The sequence below is a fragment of the Paenibacillus sp. FSL R10-2778 genome (assembly GCF_038593035.1).
GTDB classification, from domain to species: Bacteria; Bacillota; Bacilli; order Paenibacillales; family Paenibacillaceae; genus Paenibacillus_AQ; species Paenibacillus_AQ odorifer.
The window spans coordinates 6,815,873-6,836,063 of sequence record NZ_CP151956.1 but is presented as its reverse complement, the minus strand read 5'-3'; the positions used below and the strand labels follow the sequence as shown (position 1 = coordinate 6,836,063).

Here is a 20,191-nt window from a genome sequence, read left to right as displayed (position 1 = left end):
TGTTATGCTAACGAGGTCTTTGGCAGCCTTTATGTCCTAATCATATGGGGAGAGGGAGGCTTTTTAGAGGTACTATCTATCAAAGTAGGCCGCAATCCAATGAAGGAGGGCGGCCTACTTATTTTTACATTTATTTAGGTTGTTTACGTCTTCTGAGATAGGCCCAGAACACAAATACCGCTACTAGAGCAATAATGGCGCTAATGGTGATAGACCTTGTCAGATGATTATTATCGTCCGCATAATATGCGGAAGCAATGGTTCCCGACCCATCCTGCTCGTCATCGGAAGAATCGTTCTGCATCGTTTGTAACACATCAATTAAATGCCCGGGTGCTTGAGGCTCCGAAATATTGCTTAGTCCTTTTGTTTCTGCTGATGAGGCTTGTTGTGGGGCGATGATTAGTTCCTGATTGTCTTTCTTGAAGGCAGCTATATATTCGTCCCGCTCACGGATAAGTGTAGGCTCACTCACTTCACCCTCAGCTTCTAGTGAATGAATAGCATAGGCCAAAGTATTAGGATTTCCTCCAAACTCAGTAACTTGATAGGACCCGTTTGAATCCTTTTGAATGATCATTTTAGATTTGGGTATTCCGCCCGATAAAATAAGAAACTCCCAGTTGTCTTGGGGTGTGACCGTTTCAATCAGACTATCGGAAGCCGCCCTAAGCTTAGCGCCATCAATAAAATGAATCTGCATTCCTTGACCTACGGTAATTTCACTAATCTCTGCTTCATTGTTGTAACCATACCCTTCAGGATCTTTAGATAGTCCTTCTTTAATCAATGTTAATCCTTCTGTATTTGCAAAAGAAACAACATCTTCAGTTACGGTCTGAGCCCATACAGGTGAGAAAAAAGTCAGAAATAAAACGAATGAAGTTACAGTTAACAGCAGCGTTTTCTTAATGGGAAGCCCTCCTTAAATATATTTGTTGAAGCCATGAAGTCCCCATCTCCAGGTTCTATCGTAGCTGGAGCCACCTTTAACGTTGGTGTATAACATGGAGGTTTTTGTGCCCCCACTCGGGTTCATGTGTTGAATCCAATCATTTCCACTATATGTGTCGTACCCATAGATAACTACTGCGTGCCCGCCACCGGTAGCACTATTCCATTTCCAGCTTACATATATAGGACTGCCAACATTATCAATCTGGTTTTTTACATCGCTGTAAGATAGTGCTCCTGTATGATTCCAACTGGAGACACCATAATCATGAATGCCTTCTTGAACAGTTCCATAAGATTCACTCTCGTCTGTTGTACAGCCGGAGGTTCCCTTCACATGATCATAAAAAGAACATTGGCTTACAGAGATTCCGTAATATTGAAGTATGGTAACGCTAGTCGCAGCCCAGCACCAATTATTCTTAGCTTGTGTAGCTGTAGGGTAGCCAATTAAATTAGTCGCATATGCTTGGGAAACAAAAGAAAAAAGAAAGACTGAAACAAAGGTTCCAACAAGCATCAATCTCTTTTTTAAAGATAATTTCATGAATGGAATCAGCTCCTTATTATGGATTAATATTCCTTTTAATAACACTATTAAAATACCATATATTAACTTATGTGTAAAGTTTAAATATTTTTCCGTTTTTATAATAGAGTCTACACATTTGATATGGAGAGGGGGATACTGATATGGATAAGAAAATATTGATACTCGTAGGAATACGTGCTCCAATGATCCAAAGCAAGCCATTCATAACAAAAGCCACTCCGCTAAGGAATGGCTTTTCTTCATTTACTCTGCAATTACTAGTTACAACTGAGGTTCTTCTTTGCTAACTAGGTTTGCTTTCTTTTCAATCATGAGCTTGTTTTTCGTGGGCATAAATAAGGTTATAACAAATGCGGCAATGGATAAAATCATCATGAAGTAGTAGGCGTCACTTGCCCCAAGAATTGATGTAAGGGATTTAAGAATCTCAGGAGTAGTGGAGGGATTGTTCAGCATCACTGTAGTTGCATGACTTGTTGCCTGCACTGTATAAATTGTAATTACGACAGCAGTACCAATGGCCCCGGCAATTTGGCGAACGGTATTGTTCACAGCTGTACCATGAGTGCCAAGTTGTTTGGGCAACGCATTTAGTCCGGCTGTATTGAGTGGCATAGTAATGAAGCTTAATCCAATTCGCAGGCCAATAGTACGAATCATTAGATACGTATACGTAGTTGATTCAGATAAATCTGTTACCGCCCACATAGATGGAATAATAAACAATAGACCAATGATGAACAGCGGCTTCGCACCGAAACGGTCGTATAATTTACCGGTGACGGGTGACATGAACGCATTTACGAGTGCGCCCGGCAACAATAGTAGTCCTGCATCAAATGCTGTAAACCCGCGGCCATTCTGCAGATAAATAGGCAATAAGATCATATCTGCGTACATCATCATCGTGATTAATACGTTAATAAGAGATGTCATCGTAAAAACCTTATTTTTGAAGACCGACAGGTTTAGCAGCGGATCATCCGATTTGATTTGTCGAAGACAGAATACGGCTGTTACCACGACCCCAATCCCTAAGGTCAGGATCACGATTACATCATCCCAGCCTTTACTGCCTGCACTACTGAAGCCGTATAAAATTAAGCCAAATCCGACGGTTGATAAAAGAACACTTATGACATCAAGCTTCGACTTAGACGTCTCAGATACATTCACTAAATACTTGAGTGCCAACGCTATAACAATGAGGACAAGTGGAATAAGCCCGATAAATAACCAGCGCCAAGAGTGGTATTCGACAACAAAACCCGCGAGCGTTGGCCCAATAGCAGGAGCGAATATCATCGCCAGTCCAAGCAGTCCCATAGCGCTGCCACGTTTTTCAACGGGGAAGATCGCCAGCACAACACTCATCATGAGCGGCATTATAATGCCAGCACCGGCAGCTTGGATCATTCGTCCGATTAAGAGTAGACTAAAGCTCGGCGCTGCTGCACAAATTATAGAACCGATTAATAAAAATGACATGGCACTTATAAATAATTGCCGTGTTGTAAAACGTTTCATTAAATAGGCCGTAATCGGAATCAAAATCCCGTTGATCAGCATAAATCCTGTTGAAATCCATTGTACGGTTGTTGCCGTTACATCAAATACATCCATCAGACTACTTAAGGCGACATTTAAAAGCGTCTGATTGAGTGTGGATAAGAAACAACCAAAGATTAAGATGGTTAGTAAGATCCCTTTATTTATTTTCTTAATGTCTTCTTGCATGTTGCAGTCCTCTCTTCATTGCTTTTTCGACATAGTGTCAATAAAATAAATCATATCAGGATTTAAATAGTATTCCTATTTGCAATTTTATTGAAAATGTCGACTAATCGACAGAATAGGCAAATTAGTTGATGAAATGCCATTTAAACGATAATAGAGGGATGAAATGACTGAACATAAAAGAGTTGACCCACGAGCTATTCGCTCAAAAAAGATGCTTAAGAACGCCGTTTTTTCATTATTGGCCGACAATGTGGAGATTTCGCAATTGACCGTCCAAAAAATCGCCAACCGCGCGGAACTAAATCGTGCAACGTTTTATTTGCATTATGAGGATATTAACGATTTATTGCGCCAGATCGTACATGAAATCTTCGATGACCTGTCCATGAAGGTTGAACCGCTATTACAAATGAAGAGTAACAACGAACAGGAGCAGCTGGTCACCTTTTTAAATTATTTTTTTGAATACCGGAAAGTTTTTGCTGTATTGATTGAGCATAAAGGCTTCAAAAAACACTTGACCAACCTGTTAAAAGGTACTGTCGAAAAACGAAGAAACGCGAGGAACATTGACCTTACTAAGGAGGTAGTCTCCGTTGATATTATTGCAGCCTCACTACTGGGGATTATTATGTGGTGGATTAAGGATGGCAACCAATATAGCGCTGAATACATAGCGGGGCAAATTACCTTGATGTATAAAAGAAGGTATTTATAAGGGCTTTTATGATATATTCAAGTAAAGTTTGAGTCCCTAGCCAATAATCTAAAAAGGAAGTGCGAACAATGGATTTAGAAACGGTCATGCAAGAGCTTGAAGCTCTCGGCAAGGAACGCACCAAGAAAATATATCTATCCAATGGCGCGCACGAACCGCTTTTTGGTGTGGCCACAGGCCAGATGAAGCCCATCTTCAGAAAAATAAAACATAATCAACCCTTGGCCGAGCAGCTTTATGCTACGGGAAATTACGACGCTATGTATTTTGCCGGGGTGATCGCGGAGCCTAAAGCAATGTCAGAGTCGGATTTTGAGCGGTGGATTGCTGGCGCTTATTTCTATATGCTATCGGACTTTGTGGTGGCAGTAACGTTGGCGGAGACGGATATTGCGCAAGAGGTTTCTGATAAATGGATTGCAAGTGAGATAGAGCTGAAAATGTCGGCGGGCTGGAACTGTTACTGCTGGCTGCTCGGAAATCGCCCGGACAGTGAATTTTCCGCAGAAAAATTGGCCGCTATGTTGGAGCTTGCTAAAAATACGATTCATGATGCTCCTGAGCGAACGAAATACGCAATGAACAATTTCATCTACACTGTGGGCGTATCCTATCTGCCGCTTCATGATAAAGCGGTTGAGATTGCAAAGGACGTTGGCCCGGTGGAAGTCCATACCGGTAGTGCAAAAAGCAAGATTTTGAATGCTTCAATTAATATTCAAAAGGCAGTTGATAAATCGCAGCTCGGCTTCAAACGAAAACATGTAAGGTGTTAGTCAATCATGGACATCAATGACCTTATTGCTGTATGGAATCACGCGAATTGCAAAGTAGTTGATATTCGTCGGATGACCCTTAGACCTGGCGAATCTATACCTTCCTATTACGTCCCCTCAAGGTTGTTTCTTATGTCGATTCACGGTAATGCTACAGTTAACCTGGGAAGCCAAGTTCACCGTTTACAGCGCTTTACAGTGCTTCATGTAGGCAAAGGAACTGTGCTCAACATTGACGCAGGCAGCGAGGGGCTGGATTACTATAGCATTTATTATAAAGTGAGTATGCATCCCTCACTACCCTTAGAGATTGCTACGCTATACGAGGGCGCTAAATCCTTTGATCATTCGTACAGCATGACGCCTGACAATTCGGTAGCGCTGTATCGCATAGTGAGCGAGATGTTTAAGGAGTGGGGGAAGCCGCAGCCGCTTGCGCGGTTGCATGTTCGCACTTTACTTCATCAGTTTGTGTATGAGCTACTCCATCAAATGTCGGTGCACGGTGTTAATACGACTAAGCGTGATCTGGCCGCCCGGATCGCCGACATTATCCATGAACATTATACGGATAACATTACGCTGGAATCATTATCGGAAAGCCTGAACTATAGCGTCCCCCATTTATCTTCCTACTTCAAAATCCGTACTGGACTTAGCCCGATTGATTACTTAATTAAGGTGCGCATCGAAAAAGCGGTGGCACTTCTGCTGGAAACAGATGCTACGCTGAAAGAAATTGCAGTGGGCGTCGGTTATCAAGATCCTAGTTATTTGGGCAGGCTGTTCAAAAAGTATAAGGGTGTTTCCCCGATTAGCTATAGAGAATTGCATTCCAGAAAGAACAAACTAGAAGATAGTCCTGCCACAAACATAGAATCCTCCATTGTTGCCCTTGAATCATTTGACTATACTGATTATATTGATAACGATTATCAGTATCATTTTGATCAAGAGGGAGATTCATTCATGTTTAAACATTCAAGGCCTACGCTGGCATCGGTATTGCTGTTAAGTTTCATTTTGGTACTGAGCGCATGTGGTACAAACGGTGCTACGGAGAATGCTGCCTCACAGCAGCCGAAGACCAAAATCGTTAAAACGGTTAACGGTGAGGTGGAGATCCCCCTTCATCCCAAAAGAATTGTTGCAGGTGAATATCTCGGCAGCTTAATTGCGCTGGGCATTACACCCATCGGAACCTCCGAACATCATATTAAAAATCCATATTTTCAGGAGTATTTGAAAGACGTTGAGAATATAGGGGACGGAAATGGAAATGTAGAGAAAATTCTGTCGCTTAATCCCGATTTGATTATTATGGATGATTTCTATCCTGAGCTAAATGAGCAGATGTCAAAAATCGCACCTACGGTCGTTATTCCATACGCTTCCTTAAAAACGGTACATGAGGAAGTGGCTTATTTCGGTGAGCTGCTTAGTGAAGAAGATAAGGCCAAAACCTGGCTTGCAGACTATGACAGCCGTATGGCCAATGCCAAGGAGAGCGTATTGAAGGTTGTGCCAGCAGATAGCACATTTTCCATTATTGAATGGTCTGAAAACAGCTTGATGGCCGTCGGAACAGACTTCGGCAAAGGTGGACAACCAATCTATAATGGATTGGGATTTAAGCCTCCTGCGGATATCGCCGCCGAAATGGCCGATCCGGGCTGGGCTTCATTCTCTGCTGAGGTCTTACCAAAGTATGCCGGTGACTATATTATTCTTACCTCCGACTCGAAAAAGCTGGATGAACTTAAAGCCGACCCGATCTGGGGCGCACTGCCAGCAGTCAAAAATGATCACGTATTTCTTTGGACAAGCGATCGCTCCGGCTACTGGGACCCGATAGCTATTCTGAGTCAGACAGAAGAGTTGGCGGCTTGGCTGACAAGCCACTAATACAACGTGTATTCCAAACCTAAAAGGCGCCCCTTCGGGTGCCTTTTTAGGTTTTTTTGGAGATGGTTCGCCGCCATGTGTTCTATGTGTCATTCTCCAGCTGATTCTGCAGTAACATCAAGATAATTGATCCTGTATTGCGACGGTGACAGCCCATATTTCTTCTTAAAGGCAGCAGCAAAATAAGAACTACTATTAAAGCCAACTTCGCTGGCAATGTCGTTAATATTGAAATCTTTCTTCTCCACCAGTAGAGCTGCGGCTCTTTGCAGTCTTAATTGATTTATATAATCTGGAAAGGTCTTCTGCGTATAGCTGTTGAACAGTTTGCTAAAGTACGATGAGCTCATATTGTATTTTTCAGCAAGGGCATCAATGGATAGCGTATTATCGTTAATATGCTCATGGATATACTCGATCGCCTTCATAATGTTGTTTTGCACCGTTAATGAACGGGAAGTTTTTAACTCTAAACAAGCACTGTCGAGCATTGTTTTTAGCAGGGTACTAAGCTCATCAATATTATTGCAGCTTTGCAGCTTCACATAGACATCCAGATAGATGCTACGGTATTCCTTATTTTCTACTATGGAGTTATGCGCTAGCATAGCAGCATCAGCAAGCAAATTGGCTAAATAACTTAAACCTGCTTCATACTCAATATTTTTCACAAGCTCAAGTAAAGCTTCTATATTTTCAAGAGGGATCGTTTGCAATTGGTTGCTTTTAATTAGCTCCAAAATCTTCTGTGTCAACTCATTCGCTTGCCCTTTGGATAGACTACTTGGTGTAAAGGTGTCAAAGATAAAGTACGTCTGCTTGTAGCAAAACAATTTATTTCTTATCAAATGTTGGGCTTGTTCATAGGAATCCGGTAATTGCTGCAAGTTATATGCTATTTGTGAAATGCCTATAGTGATATGAACTTTATAGTTCTCGGCAAGCTTATGAATCATTTGTTCAGCGTATTGCGCCACAACTTGCAGATCGTTTAGTAAAATACCCGACCTCCCTTCGCTGACAATTAGAATGAACTGATTGCTGCTTATAGGATAGGCTTTATAATCTATTTCCTGGCTCCATATTTGTTGCCCGACATTTTGCAAAAGAAGTAAGAGATTATAATCGAGATCTAGAGCAGAAGGTGCAGTAACTTCTACACTGATAACGCGATAATGTCCTTGATCTCCTAGCTTTTCTTGCAGGCTTTTCAGTTCTCGCGGCAGTTGCGGGTCTGCATTTTGTTGACTATAGTTACGCTTTTGAAGAAAATCTATAAATTCATTGCTGCTGTGCCGTGATTCCAAGGCACTCATTTTAGAAAGCGCTTTCGAGATTGTCAGTGATGCTGTTTGTATCTCATCATAATGGTTTCCATGTTCTTGCTCCTCTTCATCATCCTGCTCCGAGTTTCTGAAGGCTGTGTAAATATTGAGCAGCATATGATTAACTGGCTTGTAAACTTTATTAGTGAACACATAACTTAATAATAGCGCAATGAAAATAATGAAGATGGAAAAGATAATAATCGCATTTCTAGCCTTAAGTAATTGTTCAATACTGCTTTGATAATCCATGACGGAAACGATACTGTATCCTTCACGCCCATTATTTACATAGGAAATTACTATATCTTCATCTTTACCCTTATTTTTTGATGAATAGCTGTTATAGCCATCTGTGGCATGCGCTATTTCATTTAGTGTAGTTGGTGCTATGGGATAATTATTGTTTTGTTCAGTTATAATTTGGCTTGTTTGATTATCTACGATTAATATACTGTCAGACTGATCTTCATAGCTGGAAAGAATGCTCTTACGTAATGTTTCCGTATTGGAGACTATGATAATACCACTTTGACTAGTGCCGTATAAGGCTGTGCGCGAGGTTTGAAAAAATACGAGTCGCTGGCTGCCATCTGCTAATGTAATCGGAATAGGATAACGATCCGTCTTAGATTGCAGTACTTGCTTTAAAATATTTTGTTTTTCATTTCGATTAAGATAGTAGTCATCCAGTTCATAAATAATGTCATCCTGATTAAAAAAGAAAATGGAGTTGACGGATTCGTTCGCATTCAAAATCGGGTGTAAGTTATTGCTTATCTCTATCGCGTCCAATACGCTGGTGTTTTCATAGTCATAAATGTAAGAAATAGATTTGGGCATTTTATTAATAAGCTCTGTCAGGCGACGGTATTGATCTAGTTTGCTGTTGTATACGGTACTGATATTTTCCAGCTTATTTCGCAACATGTCGTTAATTTGATTTTTCATATATACATTAAAATATTGGAAGGCCGCAACATTGATAATAATTACAGTAATAATAGAAATGGATAAAAAGTTCATATAGACTTTGAACTTAAAGCTTTTGCGCCATCTATTGGCATATTTACTTACAAATTGTTTGCCTGGATTCAACAGCTTCAATAGCTTCATTCCCTCCTTATATGAAATTATGAAGGAATAGCCTAATTGTGAGTTGATGAATCAGGCTATTCCGATAGTCATATAAGCTTAATTAGTTGCTTTTTTGCTGGAAATGAACTCACTAAATTGTTTTTGATATTCAGCAATAAATTTTTCTAAACCGGCATCACGCAGCTTTTTCAAGGCAGTGTCAATATTGGAGTCATAGTCTTTAAAACCTTGTGATATGGGTTGTATATATTCTTGTTCTACGGCTTGCATTTGAGCGTATTCCGTTTTTACGGGCTCCATGTTGAAGGAGAAGCCAATATCTTTTTGTAGTATCGAGCCTTCGTTCCAATTTTGATACGTACTGATTTGTTCTTCAGTAATATAATCTCTAAATCTTGTGAAATGAATGTTATCAGGCAACCAAGTGTCGAACAATGTATCTTGATTAATAAACTCAATCTGTCCATCAGCAGTTAGGTTATAATCTTTGCCTTCAACGCCATACAGAATAAAGTCTGTCCATTCTTGACTGCTTTGCAGTAAGTTAATTAACTTCACGTAACCCTCGAGTTCAGCACCCTTTACATTAGCCCCAACTGCAAACGCTGTAGAATATGTGCCGCGTGACATTAGTGGTTTTTTCGCAGGATCACCTAAATAGTAGTTTTTGAACACCGCATTAGGGTTAGCTTTGCGTATGGCATCCATATACTCAAATACGCGATAGCTTGCACCCATGCCGAATAATGCTTTGCCTGCAAAAAACGATGAATCTGCTTGTGCAGGATTTGACAAGGCGTAGCTTGGGATAAGACCTTCTTTATTCCATCTGCGGGCGATATCCGCCATTTGTTTGTATTCATCCGATTCATAAAAGCTGTAGACAGTCGGATCTTCCGGCTTGTTGCCATCGGTCATAATAAAGCTATACGGCTGATAAATATTAATGTTCGAATTAATCGAGCCATTGAAGATATTCAAGCTCCAGCCGCGTCCTGAGCCAATCATATCAGGATATTTTTGCTTTGCCAATTTGTAAAATTGCTCAACATCCTCAACGGTTTTCAAATCGGTCATACCGACTTCTTGCAGCAGATCCTCTCGTGCAATAATCACATAATTTTCTCCAGCATTTGGTTTATTGCCGAAAGGTAATGCATATTGCTTTCCGTTGACCTTCCAGATGTCAAACGCTTCATCGCCGCCCGTATTCTTTTTTAAATCGCCAGCATATTTTTCAGCAGCTTCAGTCAAATCAGCGTAATAGCCCTTGGCAACGGATTTTGCCATAAATGCAGTATCGGTATATGTGGCGAATTTTTCGCCGGATGATAGCATTAGCTCGGTTTTACCAGTTGCATACTCGGTCCATGGTAAATATTGAATACTTACATCGACGTTAATCGCTTGCAGAACCTTGTCATGAAACTCATTTTTCGCAAAATCAGCCATACGTTTTGACTGCTCCCCGTAAAGCACTAACGTTGCTTTGGTCGGCTGATCGCCACTGCCATTATTGTTATTGTTGCTACCAGCTTCGTCCCCTTGCGACTTGCCGCCGCATCCGCTTAAAAGTCCCGCCAGCAGTAAAGATGCAAGCAGTAAGGTGAACCCTTTTCTCGATTTGCCCATAAGAACACTCTCCCAAATTTATATTTAGCCTACTAAAATTCAAATAGGCCTAACTACTATTGTTTTTTCTTATTATCCTTTTACAGCGCCAACAGTAACGCCCTTAACAAAGTACTTTTGTACAAAGGGATACAGCAAGATAATCGGACCAATCGCAATACAGGTAATTGCCATCTTAATCGTTTGCGAGGGCAGAATAACATGGCCTGCCATGGTGCCACTTGGATTGGCTGCAAGGTATTGAATATTGGCCATCATTTTGTACAAGATGTATTGCATCGTATATAGCTCGGGGTTATTATTGAGCATTAATGGTAAATAGAAGTCATTCCAATATTGCAGTGCATAAAATAATGAGATCGTAACAAGCCCCGGTTTGGCTAACGGCAGCATCATTTGCATAAAAATCCGCCCATGACCAGCGCCGTCAATTTGTGCACTTTCCAGCAATTCTTGTGGGATGGACTTGAAGAAATTACGTAGCAGATACATATTGAATACATTTATTGAATAAGGCAAAATCAATGCTGCCAACGAATCCTTCAGGCCGAAAAATTGTGTGGTCACTAAATACCACGGCAACATACCGCTGTTAAACAGCAGAGTAAAGTAAGCGAAGAACGCCAGTTTATTACGGTGCTTAAAATCTTTTACGGAAATGACGTAGGCAAAGCATGCTGTTATCGACACCGATAGTAGTGTGCCAAATATTGTCGTAAACAATGTTATCTTGTAGGCTTTTAAGATCATAAAATCAAGATTGGAAAATACATAACGGTAAGTATCCAATGAGAAATGACGTGGAATAATCGAAAAACCTTGCATAGTGATCGCCATTTCATCAGACAGTGAACCGGAAATCGCTAAAACAATCGGGAACAAGCAGAATAGTGCAAATATTGCTGAGCAGACATAAAAGGCTATATTAGTTAACTTATCAGCATTTGATCGTTTCAAATAGACACCCCCTTAAAATAATGTGGAATCTTTGTCGTACCAGCTTGTAATCTTGTTAGCGATAATAACAAGGAAGAAGCCAAAAACAGATTGATATAACGAAATCGCCGACGCAAACGCCATCTCACCATTTCTTACGCCGCTGCGATAAACAAATACATCGATCAGATCCGTGAAGGGTAACAAAATCGGGTTCATATTCGTCAAGCCGATAATCATATTTAGGTTACCGCGCAGCATATTGCCGACCGATAATAGAAACAAAATAATGATGGTCGGTTTAAGCATAGGAATTGTAATTTTAAAAATTTGCTGAAGTTTACTGGCGCCATCTACCTCGGCGGCTTCATACATGGAGGAATCAAAGCCAGTCAACACACCAAAATAAATAATGGAGTTATAACCTGTACTTTGCCAAATCACCACAATGACCAGAATCGGAATCCAAATCCACGGCGTAGCATAAAAATCATAAGTTGAACCGGTGATGCTTTTAATAATCTGATTTAGAAAGCCTGTTTCATTATTCAAAATTGCATTTAGAATGGAGCCAATAACCATCCAAGACATAAAAAACGGAAAAAACATAATGCTTTGATTAACTTTGACGAATCGGCGACTAGAAATTTCATTGAGCATAATAGCAATCGCTACCGCGAAGATGGTGCCAAATACAAAAAATAAAATATTGAACATTATCGTATTAAATGTCGCCCGCATTGCAGTATCAAAATTGTTAAAGAAAAATTGAAAGTTTTTAAAGATGGGATCTGCCCATGGGCTGTTAAAAATACCTCCGTCAAAGCGATATTCCTTAAACACTAAAATCGACCCTGCCATTGGCAAGTAGGAAAAGGCCAACAGCGCTAATATGCCGGGCAGTGCCATCATATAAAGAAGCCCGTCTTTTTTGAGTGCGCTCATAAACCTATTGCTTGTTTTTTGTCTCAAATAAATTCCCCCTCACTTAGTTGCCATGCATAACAAGCTACCTGTACTCCTCTAATAAAACGCTTTCAAAATCTAAATGAAATACGTACTCCAAATAGTAATCTTTTGGGTCTTAAAGTAAATCGCAATTAGAGGAGAAGCTTTTAAAAACGAGCATTTTACCCTCGTTTAGGCTATTAATTTCTCGCATTTTTATTAAAAATCCGTATTATGTGTTTAAATCCAGCGGTAATTAATGTTATTGACAAAATATTTGACAATGATTAGTATTGAAAAATATTAAAAATGAAGTTAGCGGCATAACAATTAAATAATTCGCAAGCTATGATTGCTATGGATCACACTATAGCAGGAGCAGCTTCTGGAGAGACCGTGGGGGATTCCCCCGGCGCCGAAGGGTTCACAATCTCAGGCAAAAGGACAGAAGAGTACTAGATAATTCATTTGTTATTCTGATCATCGTCAGAATAAAGGAATGTATTTTATTTATTATTCTTAGACCTAAGAGATTGGAGCGTATCCAATCTCTTTTTTGTTATCATTTTCACTTGTATATTTTTTCACATAAGGGGGAGTTTGAAATGGCAGCACAAGAATTAAAGAGAGATTTAGAGAATCGGCATGTTCAGCTCATTGCGATTGGTGGAACCATCGGTACCGGATTATTTTTAGGATCAGGTAAAGCTATACAGCTGGCAGGACCATCCATCATTTTTGCTTATTTAATCGTGGGTATCGCTATTTTTTTTGTGATGAGGGCATTAGGAGAACTTCTGTTGTCTAAAGCAGGTTATCAATCTTTTACAGACATTGCCGAAGACTATCTTGGACCGCGGGCGGCGTTTGTAACCGGATGGACCTATTGGTTTTGTTGGATCATGACGGCTATGGCCGATATTATAGCTGTTGGGGTCTATGTACAATATTGGTTTGATATCCCGCAATGGATACCCGCAGTCATTTGTTTAATTATTTTATTAGGACTCAATTTATTAACGGTAAAAAGCTTTGGCGAATTGGAATTTTGGTTTGCTTTAATTAAAGTAATCACTATTCTCGCTTTGATTGCTATCGGGGTAGTCTTACTGGTGATTGGATTCAAAACAACTACCGGAACCGTTGCGCTCAGTAATATTTGGGCACATGGGGGAGTATTTCCAAACGGCATTTCAGGGTTCCTGCTTTCATTTCAAATGGTTGTGTTTGCTTTTGTGGGTGTGGAATTGGTGGGCGTATCGGCAGCAGAGACCTCCAATCCAGAAAAAACTATCCCATCGGCGATTAATAAAATACCTTTGCGAATTCTATTTTTCTACGTGGGTGCTATTATTGCCTTATTATGCATCAACGCTTGGACAGAACTAAACCCGGCAGAAAGCCCTTTTGTTAAAACATTTAGTTTAGTGGGGATTCCGATTGCCGCGGGGGTTATTAACTTCGTTGTATTAACTTCAGCTGCGTCCGCTTGTAATAGCGGGATGTTCTCAACAAGCCGGATTCTATACAATCTAAGCAGAAATGACCAGGCTCCAGCCAACTTTGCAAAGCTTAATAAAAATCATGTACCAAGTAATGCTTTATTCATATCCACACTTGTCTTATCTGTAGGCGCTTTGTTGAGTAAGCTGATTCCGGAGACGGCTTTTGGCATCGTGACAACAATTAGTGCCATTTGTTTCATCTGGGTTTGGGGCGTCGTTCTAATTTGCCATTTGCGATATAAAAAGACGAAGCCGGAATTGCAGGCCAAATCAAAATTCAAAGCACCGTTTACACCCTTTGTGAATTATGTTGTTCTAGCTTTGTTTGCAATCATACTCATAATTATGCTATTTGCTGATGAAACTCGTCCGGCCTTATTGTTGACGCCTCTATGGTTTATATTATTATTTGTTTTGTATTCGATAAATAGAAGAAAGAGGGAAAGAATAACGCCTGATCCAAGAGCACGTCTCGAAGGTATTCGGACTAACACGGAGATTCGGCATGATTAGTCGGTGAGGATGCTTGGTGATATTACAGTTGGATAGGCAGACATAGAAATCCACCACCGTATACGGTGGTGGATTTTCTCATTAATGAGGTCGATGCTCTTTTTCGAACTTATGTATGCTATCGGGATATTCTTCCATGTTTTTTAATCAGTCTAAAATTATCCTCTATTTAAAATCAACTTTGATTTGTGCTATCTCACTATTCGTGCCAATTCGTAATGGCGGTCCCCAAGTCCCTGCACCAGATGTAACGATGACGTGAGGGCTGTTAGGATTCTTCTGATAGTGGCCATAATCTACTGTAAACATAGCATTGGTGATCAGATTTGCAGGGAATACTTGTCCTTGATGCGTATGTCCGCTAAGTATCAAATCAACGTCATCTGCGTATTCAATCCTATTGGTTGGTTGATGATCCATTACGATAACGGGCATATTTGTATCAATGTCACTCATCACTTCTGAAGTCATTGCTCTGGGGTTCCCTTGATTACCAATCGGTGATGAATCCCTTCTGCCAACAACAACGAATTGATTATCAATAACGACATGCTCATCATTTAGAAGTTTGATATTACTCTTATCTATAAAGTTCACGATCTCATCGTATGAGCGTCCTGCATCATGGTTACCTAAACAAGCATAAACTCCATAGGTTGACTGAATAGTACTTAATAACTCTATTCCTTTGGAAGGGTTAGAGAGCGCATAGTAGTTACCATTAAATATATCTCCTGTCATCAACACCATATCCGGCTGTAGTCCATTAATACGATCAACAACGTCTTCAATAAACTTTACATCATTTACGTAGCCTAAATGTAAGTCGCTGATCAGGACGATATTTAACTGATCTAATGAAGTGTTTTTATGTATTTGGAGCGGATAGGTGACTTCTTTTAAATGATTTGCATTATAAATCCCATAGGACACCAATCCTATGACTAGAATTAATACTATGGACCTTGTATGAAAAATAACACGTGCTGGTATAGGAGAAGGGAGGACCTTGATCCATTTACTAATTAGTAAGATTACATCTGAAAGGATCAAAAGCAAGAACAAATAGAAGTAGATACCCATCCAATAGTCCCCGAATTGACCAATAAAATTAACAATATTTGAATCGGTCGTCATAGCTGAAGAAGACAATAGTAAATTAATAATGATGGTTAACGCACATAAGCTGTAGATGACTCCATATATGATCCCGTTTATATGTGAAAATATATGTTGTAACCATTTAAAAATCTTTCTCGCAATGTAATAGTTAGTTGCCGCGTACATAGCGAATATAAATAAAAATGCAAATACCATAGGGTACACCATCCTAATGCTTTAGATATCAGAACTAAAGTGAATACAATAATTATAGCAATAATTACTAGTTTCAGAAATTAAATGGGGTATTGAGTTTACAGTTTTTTTCAGTTATTGTTTATTACTATTTCAGCTGATATAATTCTTATTTCGACAATCAATTTAAAAGTGGTGAATTCATGAGAGAGTTCTACAGTCGGGTGAATCGAAAAACCTATTACATATTAATGTTAATGATCATCGTTCTTATGATGTCTGGATTAATACTATCTACTCTAGAGTTAGATGGAATTGATTTTGGTTATATCATTCATTTTTTATGTGTGGCGTTTCTAACGGTTTGTTTATGGATTTACCCTAAGCATGAGACACATACTTTTAGAAAGATTATCATTCTATTTGGATTTGCGTATTTTTATACGCTATTCTTTTTATATCCTCAAACTTGGACTACCTATATCCTCATTTGTCTTATTCCTGCACTCTCTATTCTATTTTTTGATTTAAAATTGTTCTATTTTTCCTTCATTATAAATGGAATACTGATGGTAATTACATTTGGCTATATCCTCTTGATTGATAGAGGGGATCTATATACATATTTACATTATGATATTCTAGGGAATTTCATTAATATAATAGCGGTTCAAGTGTTATTATTTTTCATTTTTCAAATATCATTTAAACGGATGAAAAAACAGCAGCTTTATTATGAACAATTACAGCAATCTGAGCGCTTAAAGATGGTTGGACAATTGACAGCTGCCGTTGCGCATGAAATTAGAAATCCAGTGACAGTGGTTAGAGGTTTTTTACAGTTTTTTGATGAGGATCCTTCATTTGATGATCCTATGAAAAGAAAATTTAAATTAATGATTGATGAATTGAACACAGTAGAACAGATTATCTCGCAATTTCTAACCCTTTCAAAGCCAAATGGAGAACAAAAACTAGAAAAAGTAGATGTGAAGGATGTTATTGAGAGTGTCACAGGATTGCTCCATTCCTACGCAATGTTATCTGATAATCAAATTGTTACCTATGTAGAAGAAGACTGCAAGATCTCTATTAATAAAATTGAATTTAAGCAGCTGCTTATTAATATAATAAAAAATGCTTTAGAGGCTTCGGATGTTGGTAGATCTGTCTCTATTATGGCGAATAGGAACAATAATTTTATTGAGATAACAATCATCGATGAAGGAAGCGGGATGTCGGAAGCTGAGGTTAAGTCGCTAGGGACTCCTTTTTATTCATTAAAAAGTAATGGAACAGGTTTAGGATTAATGATTTGCTTTAATATCGTAGAAAAGTACGGCGGGGAAATTTACTATAGTAGTTCTGAAGGTAAGGGGACAACAGCTACTATCCGCTTTTTATCTATAAATGACCAGTAAAACGGAACATTCTTTCCGTTGAAAGAAGGGGATTACCTCAAGCCTTCGGCCGGAGAGGTAATCCCCTTTTCCTAGATAAATATGTTTATGTTTGCTGCGCTAACGATTATTTTAGAGGGATTTTGATCTCCAGTTGCTTGTTATAATTTTTAACTACATTGCCTTTGGCATCTACTTTATAAGCCCCGGTGTTGCCTTTTTCAAATACGGCTTGATACGGTCTGATAATCAGATATTCTGCCGCTGAGCTAGGTGCTTCGAACAATAAATCTTCAGAAACCGTATTTTGAGTTGCTGCAACAGAATCCCTTGCAATAAATTCTAATTCATTTCCCAGATTATCATAAATGTCATATCCTAAAGCCTGCGCTTGGGTGGCAACCCCCTTAATCGCTAAAGCGATACGCACAGAAGTCTCTCCCGCAGCAACACGGGTGGTTTTGATTTCAAATTGGTTGTCTTTCTTTATAGCAGGCAGCTGAATGTTACGCACTAATGCTGCTTGCTTGAGAGAAAATTTAAGTACATACGGTTCATCGATTCCGTTAAGCTTCACATGGATACTCAATTCAGAGGAAGCCAGGTTTGCCTTTTGTTGCTCAGTTAGCCATCCGGTCTGCAATACAACAACCGCCTTGTTGGCATCACCGTCACTGATCCAGCGAGGTGTTTTTAAATCCATGCCTCCTGGTTGAGTGAGCTTGGCGTCTATTCCCACAATAGTACCTTCTGCAAGATAGGGCTCACCTTTATCATTTAAAGTTACTCCTGCGAGCATTCCTGAAAATAACGATCCCTCACGGCTCAGGTCGATCTTAATATAGTTACCATCAAACTGCGCACTGCCCTTTAAAGTAAGCTGATCGTGTGAATCGGCCATTTTTGTTGTATTCAGGGAAGCTTCAACAGCGGGTTGAGCACTGGATGCTTGGGTTAAAGCTGGCATTCCCAACGCTCCTAGGCATACAGCAGCACTTAAAATTACAGACATCTTCTTAGTCATTTTTTTCATGATATTATCAAGCTCCTTAATTTTTATTTAACTAGCACGTTTATCTCTAGACCGTCAATATAATGCTTCACTGGGTTTCCAGAACTGTCTGTTTTAAATGCTCCATTCTTACTTTGTGGGTTCTCAAACTCATAAAGATAGCCACGGATTGTGAGCATATTAGGGTGTTTCTCAAATGGCTCAGTAAGCAAATCGACATTAAGTGACCTATTGGAAGTCGAGAGGACTTTCTGTGAAATATCTTTCAGCACCTGTCCTTGTTGATCCTTTACTTCAAAGCCCACTAAACTCAATGCTGCATGGTCTTCGTTTGTATCCTGTTCCAGCATGAGCGACAGGCGTGTCGTTAATGGACTATATTCCAGCTTTTTCAGGATCAAACTCCATCCTCCAACTTGTGCGCGTATATCAGGTGTAGAAATTTTATTAATCGTAGCCTTCCGCGCAGGAATTTGGAGAACAAACGGTTCATCCATACCGTTTAAGCCAAGAGTTACGGTCAATACAAATCGATCAGGAAAAGGTTTGTTGGAGATTCCGGAATTCGAGGAATCCACTAGTCTAAAAATAGCTGTGTTGCTTTCCGCACCTTCTATCCAGCTTAGAAACGGCATAGCTTTCCAGAGACCATCAGAAAATTGCTCCAGGGAAGCGCCGTCGATCAATACTTCTGCAGAGGTTATTGCACCTTTCGCTAAAAAAGGCTTCCCATCCGCTCCAATCGTTACTCCGGCTAGCTTACCTTCCAGTTTTTCTCCCTCACGCTTCACCGAGAATGCCAACCGGCTGCCATCAAATACAGCCTCTTCGGCAGACAAGGTGATCCCTTCATGGGTATCACTGCTGTTTAGACGGGAAGTCAGTCCCAGACGCTGGGCCGCTTGTAACCCTATATCATCTGCCCGTTCAAAAATACCGCCTATCAAGGGAAGCTGCTTGAGCGCATTGGCCAACGTAGGCGGATAGATAGCCGTTAGCATAACACTTAACAATATCGCCGCAGTCACAGCAGCTGTGATTTTTGGATATATCCGCTTTTTCTTTTCCTTTTCCACAGGATCCTGGACAATGGTGGCCAGCGATGCATAAATCGAATCCTGCCGTGATCGTAGTAAAGGAGGAAGCTCCTGTATATTAGCTTTCCCTAGCTCCCTGATCTGCTTTTCTAAATTGTTATTATTCATTAGCAAGACCCTCCTCCCGCACAGGATGTATCTGTTTGGACAACAATCTCCGTGCGCGATGAAGTCGTGCCCTGACCGCTCCCTCGGAGATGTCGAGCACATCTGCAATCTGCTTAATGGATAAATCGTCATAATAAAAAAGCACGATAGCAAGCCGCAGGGATTCGTCCAACTGATTAATGAAGCTTTGCAGGTCTACGTTGCCTGAATCTTCAAAATGCACATAGGAAACGACCGGTTCCTCGGGAATTTCCGCCACAGCTATAGTTCGTTCTCGCATACGAAGTAACTGATTGCATTCATTAATCAGGATGCGTATAACCCAGGTTTTAAAAAACTTAGGCTGTTTAAGGTTGGCCAACCCTTTATACACCTTCAGTGTTGTTTCCTGAAGAGCATCCGCGCAATCTTCATCTTTTAGCAGAATGGTTTTGGCTAATCTGTACAACTGGGATTCCAGTTGCCTGAAAAGACGGGTAAACGCCTCGTGGTCGCCTTTCTGCGCTTTTTTGATATCCAGTTCGTTTTCCAGCAAATGATTTTTCCTCCTTGAGGGCCCTCTGTATAATTAGATGGAGAAGACATCCAAAAAGTTATATTTAGGATAAAATTCATTCTCCTGCACAAATCACTTACCTCGGTAGTAGTATAAAGTCCGTGCAATTCATTGTTTTT

16 protein-coding genes and 1 riboswitch are annotated in these 20,191 nt (G+C 40.0%); of the genes, 5 read left to right on the top strand and 11 right to left on the bottom strand.

What is annotated here, in order from left to right; translation table 11 throughout:
* Positions 1 to 130: 130 nt before the first annotated feature.
* The 3 genes from NST40_RS30585 to NST40_RS30575 form a co-directional block, all read right to left on the bottom strand.
* A complete protein-coding gene (locus tag NST40_RS30585) occupies positions 131 to 790 on the bottom strand; it encodes a hypothetical protein (RefSeq protein ID WP_076124251.1) in 660 nt (219 codons plus the stop codon).
* 135 nt (positions 791 to 925) lie between these two features.
* Positions 926 to 1,501, bottom strand: a complete 576-nt coding sequence (locus NST40_RS30580; RefSeq protein ID WP_076124249.1) for a C39 family peptidase — start codon at positions 1,499 to 1,501, stop codon at positions 926 to 928.
* A gap of 267 nt (positions 1,502 to 1,768) precedes the next feature.
* Positions 1,769 to 3,244 (bottom strand): DHA2 family efflux MFS transporter permease subunit, encoded by a 1,476-nt coding sequence (locus tag NST40_RS30575; protein WP_076276312.1) that lies wholly within the window; start codon positions 3,242 to 3,244, stop codon positions 1,769 to 1,771.
* Positions 3,245 to 3,410: 166 nt separating this feature from the next.
* Between NST40_RS30575 and NST40_RS30570 the strand changes: the two genes are divergently transcribed.
* The 3 genes from NST40_RS30570 (at position 3,411) to NST40_RS30560 (ending at position 6,646) form a co-directional block, all read left to right on the top strand.
* Positions 3,411 to 3,965, top strand: a complete 555-nt coding sequence (locus tag NST40_RS30570) for a TetR-like C-terminal domain-containing protein (protein ID WP_076220609.1) — start codon at positions 3,411 to 3,413, stop codon at positions 3,963 to 3,965.
* A gap of 68 nt (positions 3,966 to 4,033) precedes the next feature.
* Positions 4,034 to 4,741 carry a DNA alkylation repair protein gene (locus NST40_RS30565; RefSeq protein WP_076220608.1) on the top strand — a complete coding sequence of 236 codons (708 nt, stop codon included), beginning with the start codon at positions 4,034 to 4,036 and terminating at the stop codon, positions 4,739 to 4,741.
* A gap of 6 nt (positions 4,742 to 4,747) precedes the next feature.
* The gene (locus NST40_RS30560; RefSeq protein WP_076276311.1) at positions 4,748 to 6,646 is read left to right on the top strand and encodes an ABC transporter substrate-binding protein; all 1,899 of its coding nucleotides are present in this window, start codon (positions 4,748 to 4,750) and stop codon (positions 6,644 to 6,646) included.
* An 89-nt stretch (positions 6,647 to 6,735) separates the two neighbouring features.
* Here NST40_RS30560 and NST40_RS30555 read toward each other — a convergent pair whose 3' ends face one another.
* From NST40_RS30555 to NST40_RS30540, 4 genes are all read right to left on the bottom strand, one after another.
* The gene (locus NST40_RS30555) at positions 6,736 to 9,087 is read right to left on the bottom strand and encodes a helix-turn-helix domain-containing protein (RefSeq protein WP_076276310.1); all 2,352 of its coding nucleotides are present in this window, start codon (positions 9,085 to 9,087) and stop codon (positions 6,736 to 6,738) included.
* Between the two features lie 78 nt (positions 9,088 to 9,165).
* On the bottom strand, positions 9,166 to 10,701 hold the full coding sequence (locus NST40_RS30550; RefSeq protein WP_076276309.1) for a DUF3502 domain-containing protein: 1,536 nt from the start codon (positions 10,699 to 10,701) through the stop codon (positions 9,166 to 9,168).
* Between the two features lie 72 nt (positions 10,702 to 10,773).
* Positions 10,774 to 11,658, bottom strand: a complete 885-nt coding sequence (locus NST40_RS30545; RefSeq protein WP_076218853.1) for a carbohydrate ABC transporter permease — start codon at positions 11,656 to 11,658, stop codon at positions 10,774 to 10,776.
* 12 nt (positions 11,659 to 11,670) lie between these two features.
* Positions 11,671 to 12,609, bottom strand: a complete 939-nt coding sequence (locus NST40_RS30540; protein ID WP_139331004.1) for an ABC transporter permease subunit — start codon at positions 12,607 to 12,609, stop codon at positions 11,671 to 11,673.
* Between the two features lie 351 nt (positions 12,610 to 12,960).
* Positions 12,961 to 13,043: riboswitch (glycine riboswitch) on the top strand.
* A 147-nt stretch (positions 13,044 to 13,190) separates the two neighbouring features.
* On the opposite strand from NST40_RS30540, the gene NST40_RS30535 reads away from it, so the two are divergent.
* Positions 13,191 to 14,603, top strand: coding sequence for an amino acid permease (locus tag NST40_RS30535; RefSeq protein WP_076191542.1), 1,413 nt, complete (start codon positions 13,191 to 13,193; stop codon positions 14,601 to 14,603).
* Between the two features lie 165 nt (positions 14,604 to 14,768).
* Here NST40_RS30535 and NST40_RS30530 read toward each other — a convergent pair whose 3' ends face one another.
* Positions 14,769 to 15,920, bottom strand: a complete 1,152-nt coding sequence (locus NST40_RS30530; protein ID WP_076218855.1) for a metallophosphoesterase — start codon at positions 15,918 to 15,920, stop codon at positions 14,769 to 14,771.
* Between the two features lie 182 nt (positions 15,921 to 16,102).
* On the opposite strand from NST40_RS30530, the gene NST40_RS30525 reads away from it, so the two are divergent.
* Positions 16,103 to 17,320 (top strand): HAMP domain-containing sensor histidine kinase, encoded by a 1,218-nt coding sequence (locus NST40_RS30525; protein WP_076276308.1) that lies wholly within the window; start codon positions 16,103 to 16,105, stop codon positions 17,318 to 17,320.
* Between the two features lie 106 nt (positions 17,321 to 17,426).
* Here the strand turns inward: NST40_RS30525 and NST40_RS30520 are convergent, their stop codons facing one another.
* The 3 genes from NST40_RS30520 to NST40_RS30510 are packed head-to-tail and all read right to left on the bottom strand — an operon-like array spanning position 17,427 to position 20,051.
* Positions 17,427 to 18,332 carry a DUF5643 domain-containing protein gene (locus tag NST40_RS30520; RefSeq protein WP_076276307.1) on the bottom strand — a complete coding sequence of 302 codons (906 nt, stop codon included), beginning with the start codon at positions 18,330 to 18,332 and terminating at the stop codon, positions 17,427 to 17,429.
* 23 nt (positions 18,333 to 18,355) lie between these two features.
* Positions 18,356 to 19,516 carry a DUF4179 domain-containing protein gene (locus tag NST40_RS30515; protein ID WP_076276306.1) on the bottom strand — a complete coding sequence of 387 codons (1,161 nt, stop codon included), beginning with the start codon at positions 19,514 to 19,516 and terminating at the stop codon, positions 18,356 to 18,358.
* Positions 19,509 to 20,051 carry a sigma-70 family RNA polymerase sigma factor gene (locus tag NST40_RS30510; RefSeq protein WP_232061486.1) on the bottom strand — a complete coding sequence of 181 codons (543 nt, stop codon included), beginning with the start codon at positions 20,049 to 20,051 and terminating at the stop codon, positions 19,509 to 19,511. The genes NST40_RS30515 and NST40_RS30510 overlap by 8 nt, the downstream gene beginning before the upstream one ends.
* Positions 20,052 to 20,191: the final 140 nt, after the last annotated feature.